Source organism: uncultured Aquimarina sp., from assembly GCF_947492115.1.
Taxonomy (GTDB): Bacteria; Bacteroidota; Bacteroidia; order Flavobacteriales; family Flavobacteriaceae; genus Aquimarina.
Genome location: NZ_CANLMM010000010.1, coordinates 92,916 through 105,575, shown reverse-complemented (window position 1 = coordinate 105,575; position 12,660 = coordinate 92,916). Strand labels below are relative to the sequence as shown.

8 protein-coding genes are annotated in these 12,660 nt (G+C 33.9%); 6 read left to right on the top strand and 2 right to left on the bottom strand.

Annotated elements, in window-relative coordinates; genetic code table 11:
- Positions 1-155: 155 nt before the first annotated feature.
- A complete protein-coding gene (locus tag Q1A73_RS22000; RefSeq protein WP_299610218.1) occupies positions 156-470 on the bottom strand; it encodes a hypothetical protein in 315 nt (104 codons plus the stop codon).
- A gap of 346 nt (positions 471-816) precedes the next feature.
- On the opposite strand from Q1A73_RS22000, the gene Q1A73_RS21995 reads away from it, so the two are divergent.
- From Q1A73_RS21995 to mdh, 3 genes are all read left to right on the top strand, one after another.
- Positions 817-1,608, top strand: coding sequence for a LytTR family DNA-binding domain-containing protein (locus Q1A73_RS21995; protein WP_299610216.1), 792 nt, complete (start codon positions 817-819; stop codon positions 1,606-1,608).
- Between the two features lie 287 nt (positions 1,609-1,895).
- Positions 1,896-2,897, top strand: a complete 1,002-nt coding sequence (locus Q1A73_RS21990) for a DUF6588 family protein (protein WP_299610215.1) — start codon at positions 1,896-1,898, stop codon at positions 2,895-2,897.
- Between the two features lie 108 nt (positions 2,898-3,005).
- Positions 3,006-3,932: a malate dehydrogenase gene (gene mdh / locus Q1A73_RS21985; protein WP_299610214.1), complete on the top strand. Its 927-nt coding sequence runs from the start codon at positions 3,006-3,008 to the stop codon at positions 3,930-3,932.
- Between the two features lie 61 nt (positions 3,933-3,993).
- Here the strand turns inward: mdh and Q1A73_RS21980 are convergent, their stop codons facing one another.
- Positions 3,994-4,488 (bottom strand): TlpA disulfide reductase family protein, encoded by a 495-nt coding sequence (locus Q1A73_RS21980; RefSeq protein WP_299610212.1) that lies wholly within the window; start codon positions 4,486-4,488, stop codon positions 3,994-3,996.
- A gap of 152 nt (positions 4,489-4,640) precedes the next feature.
- On the opposite strand from Q1A73_RS21980, the gene Q1A73_RS21975 reads away from it, so the two are divergent.
- The 3 genes from Q1A73_RS21975 (at position 4,641) to Q1A73_RS21965 (ending at position 12,629) form a co-directional block, all read left to right on the top strand.
- Positions 4,641-5,258 (top strand): hypothetical protein, encoded by a 618-nt coding sequence (locus Q1A73_RS21975; RefSeq protein WP_299610211.1) that lies wholly within the window; start codon positions 4,641-4,643, stop codon positions 5,256-5,258.
- A gap of 198 nt (positions 5,259-5,456) precedes the next feature.
- Positions 5,457-8,507: a protein translocase subunit SecDF gene (gene secDF, locus Q1A73_RS21970; protein WP_299610209.1), complete on the top strand. Its 3,051-nt coding sequence runs from the start codon at positions 5,457-5,459 to the stop codon at positions 8,505-8,507.
- Between the two features lie 435 nt (positions 8,508-8,942).
- Positions 8,943-12,629, top strand: a complete 3,687-nt coding sequence (locus tag Q1A73_RS21965) for a starch-binding protein (RefSeq protein ID WP_299610208.1) — start codon at positions 8,943-8,945, stop codon at positions 12,627-12,629.
- Positions 12,630-12,660: the final 31 nt, after the last annotated feature.

The window sequence follows — 12,660 nt, the reverse complement described above, 5'->3', positions numbered from 1 at the left end:
AAAGGGATGCTAAAACTAAAGCGTGATTATGTGATAAATTGAAATGGAGCTAATTCTAAATATTTTACTGAATATTTATTTTATAAAAAACGCGACTAGGGATACTTTAATTTTCTCCATAGTCGCGGTTTTAAGCTAACTTCGTCTTAAATAGCTTATTCGCAATCGAAGAATGGCTTTAAGAAATCAGGAATAACGTCACAAATATCAAGGTCTCCGTCTCCATTATTCCCGGAAGAGCTACAGCTTGAAGATACACTAGTCCCACAATCCTCTAATCTAAGTAGTACAACTCCATTTTGATTTTTGACAATTAAAGTGGATTCTCCATTTACAGAAGTAACACTAGTGCTGATACTGGTAGCATCTTCAAAAGTGTAAGTTCCACAATCTGTTGTTACTGTACATGTAGCTTGTGCAGACAAAGTAAGTAAGAAAGCGGCAATTAAGGTGAAAAATTTAGTTTTCATGATTTTAAGTTTTAAAAGTTTATTTAATTAAGACGATATAAAGGTATTTTAATCATGCTCCTCTTTTAGGGGGTAATTGACGAATGTCCTATTTCAGTTCATTTATTAATTAATCTAATTCATTTGTTAGAATAATTGATCTATAATTTTACCGAAGATCTGTCTTTTAGCCAGTAAATACATGTCTAACAAGTTGTTATTCGTAAGAAGTTCATACAATGAAAAAAGAATTATTTTTTCTTGTCTTTGAAAAAAAAACTTTAGGTGATTTGATGATATATAGTTTAGTTCTAAAATATTAGGCAATAAAAAGAGACAAGAGTTGTTTTAGCTTTACTTTATCTTTATGCAAAAAAAAAGAGATGTTATTATGTTAAAAATCAGGACTATTATTGTAGATGATGAGAATAACAGTTTAGAGGCATTGAATATATTGTTACTTAAATTCTGTCCAGAAGTTGCTATTATTGGGAAAGCAGAAAATCTAAAAAAAGCAAAAAAGTTAATAGATATAAAAAAACCAGACCTAGTTTTTTTAGACATTCATATAAGAGATGACACTATTTTTACTTTGCTAGATAGTTTAAAAGAAATTGATTTTGAAATCATTTTTGTAACTGGTGATGAGGGGTTCGCTCTAAAAGCATTTAGTCTTAAAGCAACTGACTATTTATTAAAACCTGTATCAATATCTGGTTTACAAGATGCAATTAGGAGAATACAAGAAAAAATAATATATAATCGATCGATTTCTGATTTAGCAAATGATCAGGTTGATCAAAACGTAAATAAAGGTGCTCCAAAAATAGCATTTCCTATTCAAAACGGCTTTAGGTTAGTAGAACCACACGAAATTACCCATTTGATTGCAGATGGTAGCTATACTAATATTCATTGTACTAATTTAAATACTTTATTGGTGAGCAGAAACCTGAAGCATTATGAAGTGAAATTAAAAAAATATGGCTTTTTTAGAGTACATCCTTCAGTGCTAATAAATTTGAGATATCTAAGAGAGATCAATCGACAGGATGGTGGATTTTTGATAATGGATAATAATAAAACATTACCAGTATCCAATTATAGGCGTAAAGAACTAGAAGATTGGATTAAAGGAGATAAAAGTATAAATCAATAAGGGTTTTATATTTTGAGTCAGGAGTTTGTTTTAAGATTGGGTATAATCCGAAAGGAAGTTAATATTTATATATTTTATTATATCAACAGGTATATGAAAATAATCAGATAGTATTTGCTAAATAATTTAGAACGAAATCCGTTATACCATGTATAGCGGATTTTTTTATATATTGTTGCGCCTATTAAAACCCAAATCTAAAGAAATGAACATGCCAGACTTCCATATTTTTAAATGTTTGGTTCTGTTAATTTTATCGGATTATAGAAAACCATAGATACAAACAGATGAAAAAAACTTTACTCTTTTGTTTAATGCTTGTGCTCAAAGTATCTTATGCACAAACTAATGTCGATCAATTACTAGAACTTGGTATACAAAATGCACAGCGCTTTAGTACCGACTATTTTGCTCCAGGAGGAGAGGTATTAGTTAATAGTATGTCTAATGGTTGGTATAAGAGTGCACAGGTTAAAAAACTATGGCGTTTCGAAGTAGGTTTTGTGGGTAATTTGTCTTTTGTGAGAGAAGAAAAACAATCGTTTATTCTAAATACGGCAGAATATGATGGAGTAGCATTTCGAGAAGGGCCGGCGAGTCAGGAGGTAGTCAATGCTTTTGGAGGGAATCGTGGAGACATTGTTGTGGTATTAAATCAAGGACAATTAGCGCAAGTAGAAGTAACGCTTCCAGACGGAATTGGGGGGCAAGAAGTAAATATTGCGCCTACAGGTTTTTTGCAAGGTTCTATTGGAGTTTCTAGAAGTACAGAAGTAAAAGCAAGATTCTTACCAAAAATAGCTGTTAGAGAAAATACAGAAGTATTTCTATATGGATTAGCGGTACAACATGAATTTACAGATTGGATTTTTTCTTGGAAAAGGCTTCCTTTTAGATTCTCTGGACTCGTAGGGTATACCAATGTCAGAGGGTTTTATGATTTTGCTGCAGATAGTGAAACAGAAGGTAATGATCAAGAAATTAGATTAAAATCAAATTCGTGGTTGGTTAGTGGAATTATTTCTACCAAATTTTCCAAAGTTAATCTCTATGGAGGTTTTGGTTTTTATACAGGTAATAGTACTGCCGATGTCTTAGGGTCTTATGAGGTGCAAAGTGGTCCATTAGCATCACAAACTGTTGTTGATCCAATTTCTGTAGACAATAAAACTTCAGGACTAAAAGCAACGCTAGGAGTAAATGTGAAATTAGGTTTCTTTAGAGCTAATTTGGATTACACATTACAGAACTATCAAAACCTTTCTATAGGTATGAATTTTGGTTGGTAATTTAACTAAGAATTCACAAACAAAATCGTTAAAGAATTCGTATTTTCGCGCTGATATTGAAGAAATTCAATACACTAGGATAATATTAATCAAAATTATATTAAAATAATGAAAGTTACAGTAGTAGGAGCTGGTGCAGTAGGCGCAAGTTGTGCAGAGTATATTGCCATAAAGAATTTTGCTTCAGAAGTAGTGTTGTTAGATATCAAAGAAGGATATGCAGAAGGTAAAGCAATGGACTTGATGCAAACCGCTTCTTTAAATGGGTTTGATACTAAAATAACAGGAACTACAAATGATTACTCTAAAACTGCAGGAAGTGATATTGCTGTAATAACTTCTGGAATTCCTCGTAAACCAGGAATGACTAGAGAAGAGTTAATAGGTATTAATGCAGGAATTGTAAAATCAGTTTCTTCTAGTTTAATTGAGCATTCTCCAAATGCTATTATCATTGTAGTAAGTAATCCTATGGATACGATGACGTATCTTGTACATAAAACTACTGATCTTCCTAAAAACAAAATTATAGGTATGGGTGGTGCTTTAGATAGCGCACGTTTTAAGTATCGATTAGCAGAAGCATTAGAAGCGCCTATTTCTGATGTAGACGGAATGGTAATCGGAGGTCATAGTGATAAAGGAATGGTTCCTCTTACAAGATTAGCTACAAGAAATAGTGTGCCAGTTTCAGAGTTTATTTCTGAAGAGCGTTTAGAGAAAGTAGCAGCAGATACTAAGGTTGGTGGAGCTACGCTTACCGGATTGTTAGGAACTTCTGCTTGGTATGCTCCTGGAGCGGCAGTATCTGGTTTGGTACAGGCAATTGCTTGTGATCAGAAAAAGATTTTTCCGTGTTCAGCATTGTTAGAAGGAGAATATGGATTAAATGATCTTTGTATCGGTGCGCCTGTAGTATTGGGTAGAAATGGAATCGAAAAAATCGTAGAGATCGAGCTTAATGATGCTGAAAAGGCAAAACTTGCAGAAAGTGCAGAAGGAGTTAAAAAGACAAATGGATTGTTAGAGTTATAATCTGTTTTAATCGAATATATTAGGAAAGAGCTACTGTCTTAAATAGTAGCTCTTTCTTTTTTTATAAATGTTTATCTAAAAGTTTTTCCAAATTTCCTGATGAAGGTAAAGGACAATTATCAGATAATAATTCTCCATTTTTATCAACGAGGAAGAATTTAGGGATTGACCAAGTAGTGGTAGTTTTATCTCCAGAAGTTTTGGTTTCACTTATAAATTCAACAAGAGGACTGTTTGGAGGAACCCAGAAATGTTTCTTTTTTGATTGTTTTTTTGATATGTATTGGTGCCATCTTTCTTTTTTGAAATCTAATGAAATATAGATGACATCTAGATTAGAACCGTATTTCTTTTTAATCTCCTCCAAAAAGGGAGTCTCGGCGATACAAGGTTTGCACCAAGTGGCCCATAAATCTATGATAGTAAGTTTATTTAATTGACTATTCAGAGAGGAGGTTTTCTTGTCTGTATCAGAAACTTCAAAATCAGGAAATTGTTTTTGGGAATAAGAGCCTAAAAAAGAAAGAAAGAGTATGAATGTTAAGAGGCTTTTCATAAGGATTAGATAAATATGATTATATCCAAATATATAAAATTGCAATAATTAATTACGAGAACGAATGGTTTAATTAAGAGGTTGATAAAGATGCTTCCTATTTATTAAAAATACACTAGACTCAAAGTTTTAATTTTTCTATATTTGCGACCATGAAGAAAGAATGGTACTTCGGAATGTTAATTTCAGCTTTTGCGTTACTAGTAGTAATGCAAGGGCAAACTGTCGTGCCTAATCAAGAGATTGTTCTTGACTTTAGAAATGTTACTGTATCGTCACAAGAAGCTGAAAATGCAGTAAAAACTGTAAAAAAACAGTTAGCATCTATTGGTGTAAAAAACACCCGAATATCCAATGAACTTCATAACGGTAAACTAAGAATTTCTTATTACAGCGATGCCGATGTAGAAAGCATACAGCAAATACTTGCAGAGAATCATATTTCTTGGAATCATATTCTTTTTGATAAAAACGGTTCTAATGATTCTAAAATTCCTTTTGATAAAGAATCTTCAGACTATCACGTAGCTGTTTATAAAATTCAGAAAAGTACCGATAACGATTCGGGTTTTAGTGGGATTCACGTTTTAGAATTAGAACAAAAACAGGATAGAGCTTCTGGTGTTTCTTATAGTTTTGTGAATGAAAACGCTGATGAGGCGATCAACCGATTTATACAATTAGCACAGAAAGTACATAGTGCGATTGCTATCGCAATAGATAATACTTCTCATAAAATTCCAGAGGTAAGAGCAGGACCTATTTCTTAGTTTAGAAATACACTGTTTATCGAATTTCTAAAAAAATAGAAAATAGCTAAATAGTAGATTTTGATACTACACTAGTAGCTAAAACCTAATAACTAAGTCATATTCAGACCTAGTTGAATTACATTTTTAATATACTAACAATTGTCAATCATAGAAGAATGTTCGAAACATTTGGTGGGTTGACTAAAATAAACCACAATGCAAAATAAAGGACTTGTTAGAGTGTTTGCGATTATATTTGGATTGGTATGTCTTTACCAGTTATCGTTTACATATTTAACATACACAAAAGAAAAAGAAGCTGAAGTTTTTGCGATAAATAAGTATCCAGAAACAGTAGAGAATTACTCTAAACTTAGAGAAACAGCTCAAAAAGAGTATTTAGATTCTATCGGAAAGGATCCGATTTTTGCGAATTTTAGTTATAACGAAGCAAAAGCAAAGGAACTAAATAAAGGTCTTGACCTTAAAGGAGGAATCAATGTAATTCTTCAAATATCAGTAAGAGATATTTTAGAAGGATTAGCAAATAAATCTAAAAACCCAGCATTCATTCAGGCATTAGATGCTACTGATGAAACTCAGAAAGATAGTCAGAACACCTATGTGGATGACTTTTTTACAGAGTTTGAAAATATTCCTGATGCTCAATTAGCATCTCCAGATATTTTTGCGAATAAAAACTTAAGTGATGATATCACTTTTGATATGTCTAATGATGTAGTAAAGCCGGTTTTAAGAAGAAAAATCGACGAATCGGTAACATCAGCATTCGAAGTATTACGTAAGCGTATCGATAAGTTTGGTGTTACACAACCAAATATTCAGCGTTTAGGAGAGTCTGGTCGTATTTTGGTAGAACTTCCAGGAGCTAAAGATGTTGATCGTGTGAAAAAACTTTTACAGAGTACAGCTCAGTTAGAGTTTTGGGATGTTGAAAATTCTCAGGAATTAGGAATCTTCTTAGGAAGAATGAATGATAAGCTTAAGAAAGAATTAGAAGCTAAAGAAAATAAAACTACTGAGAAAGAAGAAGTAGTATCTGAAAAAGTTGTAGATACAGTAAAAACTGATAGTACCGAAGTAAATACTGCTCAGGCAGATAGCACTCAGACAGATGCAGATGCAGAAATCGAAAAATTATTAGCGGATTCTGAAGATTCTACGGATGTTGAAGCGCAGGTAAATCCTATTAATGATTTAATCGGTCCTCCTTCTGTTCCTGGAGCTTTAGTTTCTGTAGCGGTAAATGATGTGGAGCAGTTTAACTCGTATCTAGATAGAAAAGATATTAGAGCACTATTACCTCAATCATTAAGATTTGTGAAGTTTGCTTGGAGTAAACAAGCAAAAGAAGGAGAGAGAGTAGATTTATATGCGCTTAAAGGAAATCGTGATAATACTCCAGAATTAAGTGGTGGTGTTATTACAGATGCTGCTCAGTCTTATGATCAGCTTAATAACGTGGTGGTAACCATGCAGATGGATGGTAAAGGAGCTAAGAAATGGGAAGAAATGACTGGAAGAGCTTCTCAAACAAGAGGTCAGATAGCAATTGTATTGGATGATATCGTTTATTCTGCACCAGGTGTTTCTAAAGGTCCGATCTCAGGAGGAAGAAGTGAGATCTCAGGAGATTTTACGGTAGAAGAAGGACAAGATTTGGCAAATGTATTAAGAGCAGGTAAATTACCGGCATCAGCAGATATTATCCAGAGCGAAGTAGTAGGGCCATCATTAGGACAAGAAGCAATCGATAGTGGTATCATGTCTTTCGGAATTGCATTGGTATTGATTTTAATTTGGATGATTTTTTATTACGGAAAAGCAGGTGCTTTCGCAGATGTTGCATTGGTAGTAAATATCTTATTTATATTTGGAGTATTAGCTGGATTAAAAGCTGTATTAACATTACCTGGTATTGCAGGTATTGTATTAACCATAGGTATGTCTGTGGATGCGAACGTACTTATCTTCGAAAGAATTAAAGAAGAGCTAGCTAAAGGTAAATCACAAGTAGATGCTATTAAAGACGGTTTTAGCAATGCTTTATCTTCGATTTTAGATGCAAACATTACTACAGGTTTAACTGGTTTAATTCTTTTATTCTTTGGTACAGGTCCTATTAAAGGATTCGCAACTACTTTATTAATTGGTATTCTTACATCTTTATTCACTGCTATTTTCATCACTAGATTGTTTATCGATGGATATGGTAGAAATGGTAAAGAATTGGCATTCTCTACAGCGGCTACTAAGAATTTATTTAAAAATGTAAATATTGATTTCTTAAAGAAGAGAAAAATCGCTTATGGTATATCTGCTGTTATTGTATTGGCTGGTTTAGGATCTTTATTTACGCAAGGATTAGATGAAGGTGTTGATTTTGTTGGAGGTAGAACATATACGGTTCGTTTTGCTAAAGATGTAGTACCTACAGATGTAGAAAAAGATTTAGTAGCTGAGTTCGGAAGCGCACAGGCGAAAACATTAGGAGCCAAAAACCAATTAAAAATTACAACGAAGTATAAAATTAATGAAACCGGAGAAGCTGTAGATTCGGAAATTTCTAATTCATTATTTAAGGCATTAAAATCACACTTGCCAAGTGGGATGACCTATGATGAATTTTCTAATGGAGATGAAGATAAGCAAGTAGGGATCATGTCTTCTATGAAGGTTGGGCCTACGATTGCAGATGATATTAAACAAGCTGCGTTTATATCCGTTATAGGATCTTTAATTGTAGTATTCTTATATATCTTATTTAGATTTAGAAGATGGCAATTTAGCTTAGGTGCTGTAGCGGCAGTTTTCCACGATGTATTGGTAGTGTTAGGTGTATTCTCACTTACTTGGAAGTTTATGCCATTTAATATGGAAATCGACCAAGCGTTTATTGCAGCTATTCTAACTGTAATTGGATACTCGCTGAATGATACCGTGGTGGTATTTGATAGAATCCGTGAATATTTCGCAGAGCACACTACATGGCCGTTAAATAAGAATATTAATGGAGCGTTAAACAGTACGTTAAGTCGTACATTAAATACTTCGTTAACAACCTTATTAGTATTAATAGCGATCTTTATTTTTGCTGAACCGTTAAGAGGATTTATGTTCTCGTTAATAATCGGTGTGCTAGTAGGAACCTACTCTTCTTTGTTCATTGCTACTCCAGTAATGTTCGATACTGTAAGTAAAGTAGGTTTAAAAGAAAAGAAAAAGACAACTGAAGAAGAATCATAGAAAAGTCTATTTCTAGAATATCAAAAAGCTGCATTTAAAAAATGCAGCTTTTTTTATGGGTTTAAGTTAATCACATTGATAAAAATTTAGGGGATTTTTTAGTTTTTTATTAACACTATATCGTTTGAGTGAATTCTAATTATAGAGTTTACTTTTTTTATTACCTACTTTTGAAAATATCATCAAATAACTATTAAAAAATTGAGTATTTAACAGTCTTGTTGAGAAGTGTTGTTGCTGTTATAGACATGGATCAAATGGGACTGTTTGTTTACTACAATTTTCGTTTGATGGGATCATAATAAATATCCTTTTTATGAATGTTTATTATGGGTATAGAATCTTGGAAAACTATTGTTTGGGAAAATAGTTTTTGGAATATACGCAAGCTGTTTTTACAGCATTTTTTAATTGTATAACACACACACAAGATTCATGAAAAACACTAATCTATTTTTGTTGTTATTGTTCTTTTATTCAGGAATGATAGCACAGCAAGTCCACACTTCTTATTTATGGCACATGCAACAACCCATTTATTGGGCAGAGAAAAGTAAAGAAAACCCTAATCGGTATCAAACAGTTTTAGAATCACATAATTTAAAAGTATCAGGTGATTCCTGGAATGTATATGCTGATGGGATTAGTCATCCACTAAACGATTTAGAAGAAATTTTTGGGAAGTATGATCGGGTAAAAGCCTACCAATACGGTCCTAAGAACTCAGTTCAGACTCTTTTAGGATTGCCAAACGGAGGTGCACAAGTAAATTATTCTGGTTGTCTGATAGAAAATGTAAACAGTCTAGCAAATGCTGGAGTTTGGGGATATAATCAAGGTTGGCAAAATGACTTTATCGAAGCAAAAAGTTGGAAAACTTCTGGTGGTGAACCCAGAATGGATCTAACTGGTTTTACATTTCATCATGCGTTAGCTCCTTTAATTAGTGAGAGAGCCCTGAGAATGGAATTAAAAACACATCGTTATATCACCGATCAAACTTTTGGAGGCGAATATTCTAAAGGGTTTTGGCCTGCAGAGTGTTCTTTTTCTGAAAGAATAATCAAAGTATTGGTAGAAGAAGGTTTCCAATGGTCGGTTATCGCAAATAGTCATCTCTCAAGAACGCTAAATGATTATCCATTAGATTATGGTACTTCTGGAGTTAATATTGACCCACCAAATGCTGCGGATAAAGTAGCTACAAATGGTAATAACTGGTGGAAAGGACAAATAGATGGTAGAGGTGGTACCTTTGCTGCTCCATATTGTTATCAGGCACATAAAGCGCAATACATAGATCCAGAAACAGGACAAACTTATAAGATGGACGTAGTTCCTATGGCTGATTTATTAAGCTACCAAAATGGATTTAGTTCTATGGGTACAGGAGAAATTGATGCTAACATTGCGCCATTTAGTAATGCAAGTCAACCATCTATTGTTTTGTTAGCACATGATGGTGATAATGCTTGGGGTGGTGGTGATAGTTATTATCAGGAATCTGTTCCAGGCTTCGCTAATGAGGCAGCTTCCAAAGGATATGATCCAACTACCATTCAGCAATTTTTAAATTCCTACCCAGTTCCTGAAAATGATATTGTAAAAGTAGAAGATGGTTCTTGGGTAAATGCAGCCAATGATTGGGGGCATCCACAATTTATTAACTGGTTATGGCCTTTATATGATACTACTGATTATCGATTTAATCCTGAAGGATGGACAGAAGATGCTAGAAACTGGGCGGTGATTACAGCTGCAGAAAATTATGTATTAATGGCAGAAGATAATAGTAACGGAGTAGATATAGCAAAAATAATTGATCCATCATTTGGCGCTTCCAGTGCAGAAAAAGCATGGCACTTCTTTTTACCATCGCTGACCAGTGGTTATATGTACTATGGTAAAGCAATCGATATGGAGGTAAAGCAAACCTTAGCTGGTAATATTGCTATTGAACATGCTTTAGATGCGCTAGGAGGATCTATCAATCAGGATAATACGCCGCCTTCTGTTTTTATTCCTCAAAGATTTCCTTACAATCCTGGTGGTAAAGGTTTTGGCCCAATATATGCGTATCAGGAAGTTCAAAATTCTTCTGATTTTCATGTATGGACATTTGCTCATGATGTAAGTGGATTGGCTTCAGTAGTTTTAAAATATAGAACCGATAATGACGGTATAAATCCTATCGCTGATAATGTAAACGACACCTATGCTGGAGGAGAAGGAGTAAGTTCCTGGAATACCATTTCAATGACACAAAAAGAATTTCCAAAAGACAATATTACTCAGGATCCAGAAATAGATCTTTTTATAGAGCCTACAGCAATAGCAGATCTATGTTATGCAGAAATTCGTGGTTTGTCTAATGTATTAGTAGATTACTATGTTGAAGCTACAGACACTCAAGGGAATGTATTTAAGACTCCAATTCAGCATGTGTATGTTGGTGATTTTAATAGTAGTGATGAGGTCACACTTACTGTGGAACCTAATTCTGGAAATTATGATGATACTATCGAAGTAGTTTTAGAAGCATCAACAACTTCTGATAATGATGATGTGACAATTTATTATACGATAGATGGATCGGAGCCTACAACAAATAGTCCGGTTTACTCTAATCCATTTGATTTAGGAAATGAGGATAGTGATCCAATCCAGCTAAAAGTTGTGGCGTATGACGCAGATGGAAATGTTTCTGACGTAATAACACGTTATTATACATTCGGAGACATCCCTTCTTATAAAGTGTACTTTAAGAATACTTCCAATTGGAATGATGTGTATGTGTACGCATTTGACAAGAACAATAATACACCATTACCTGGATGGAATTGGCCAGGAAGATTGATGGCTCCAACACCAAATTCTCCTTGGTTTAGCTATGAAGTTGCAGAATCAGTTGAAGTAGGATTGGTATTTACGAATGGAAGCGGACAACAATCAGATGATCAGTTTAGAAATGTAGAAGGATGGTACGTATTATCAGAAAATGTTTGGTACGATCAATGTCCTTCTGATTGTCCTGGAGAATTAGAATTGCCTGCATTATCCGTAACTCCGCAAGGAGGAACTTATGAAGGTAGCGTAACAGTTAATTTAACCGCTACGAATCAAGGTGTCATTTATTATACATTAGATGGAACCACACCGTCAGATTCAAGTTCTTTGTATTCGAATTCGCTTATATTAACAGAAACCACTACGCTATCTGCGATTGCCTATAATGATACAGGTGCTTCTAGTGTACTATCCGAGGAATATATTATCAATCAACCTCAGTCTTATACAGTTCATTACAGGAATACTCAGAATTGGTCCGATGTTTATGTGTATTTGTTTAATCAAGATACTAACCAGCCATTACCAGGATGGAGCTGGCCAGGACAGCCTATGTCTAGAATGGATAGTTCTCAATGGTATTCCTTTGCGATTCAGGAATCAGGAAATATAGGTATGGTTTTTAATAACAACAATAACGGAAGTCAATCTGATGATCTCAATAGAACTATAGATGGTTGGTATGATCCATCGACAAATCTTTGGTATCCAGATTGCCCAGTGGCATGTCCAGGTGATGTCACAGATGATAGTTTAACAATCTATTACAACAATAACAATACAAATTGGAATACCGTTAGTTTGTATTATTGGGAGACGTCTCCAGCTGCTTTGAGTACTTCATGGCCAGGAGTTCAGATGACAGACGATGATAATGATGGCTGGTATGAATATACATTAACAGGTGTTACTTGTGCCAAAGTAATTTTTAGTAGTAATGGAAGTCAGCAAACAGAGGACTTAGAAATTTGTGGAGAAGGTTGGTATGATAATGGTTGGGTAAGTGCGCCATTAAATAAAGGTCCAGAAAAAGATGAAATCAATGTTTCTGCACCATATCCAAATCCATTTGAAGATACCATTAATTTCAATGTATCTGGAGCAACAGAAGCTGTAAATATTACTGTTAGAGATGTTAAGGGTGCTCTGTATTATTCGGATAGAGTGACGAGTAAAAACGGAACCATATCAATTCCACTGAATGTTTCAAAAGGAATATACTTTATAAAATTCAGTAATAAAAACATCAATAAGGTTGTAAAAATAATTAAGTAGCGGCTATCCTTTTTTTGTACTACCTAGATAA

Bases quoted from the DNA above. Each gene is read 5' to 3' on its own strand.
- Q1A73_RS21975 (WP_299610211.1), top strand. From the start codon at position 4,641: ATGAAGAAAGAATGGTACTTCGGAATGTTAATTTCAGCTTTTGCGTTA.
- secDF (WP_299610209.1), top strand. From the start codon at position 5,457: ATGCAAAATAAAGGACTTGTTAGAGTGTTTGCGATTATATTTGGATTG.
- Q1A73_RS21990 (WP_299610215.1), top strand. From the start codon at position 1,896: ATGAAAAAAACTTTACTCTTTTGTTTAATGCTTGTGCTCAAAGTATCT.
- Q1A73_RS21965 (WP_299610208.1), top strand. From the start codon at position 8,943: ATGAAAAACACTAATCTATTTTTGTTGTTATTGTTCTTTTATTCAGGA.
- Q1A73_RS21980 (WP_299610212.1), bottom strand. From the start codon at position 4,488: ATGAAAAGCCTCTTAACATTCATACTCTTTCTTTCTTTTTTAGGCTCT.
- mdh (WP_299610214.1), top strand. From the start codon at position 3,006: ATGAAAGTTACAGTAGTAGGAGCTGGTGCAGTAGGCGCAAGTTGTGCA.
- Q1A73_RS22000 (WP_299610218.1), bottom strand. From the start codon at position 470: ATGAAAACTAAATTTTTCACCTTAATTGCCGCTTTCTTACTTACTTTG.
- Q1A73_RS21995 (WP_299610216.1), top strand. From the start codon at position 817: ATGCAAAAAAAAAGAGATGTTATTATGTTAAAAATCAGGACTATTATT.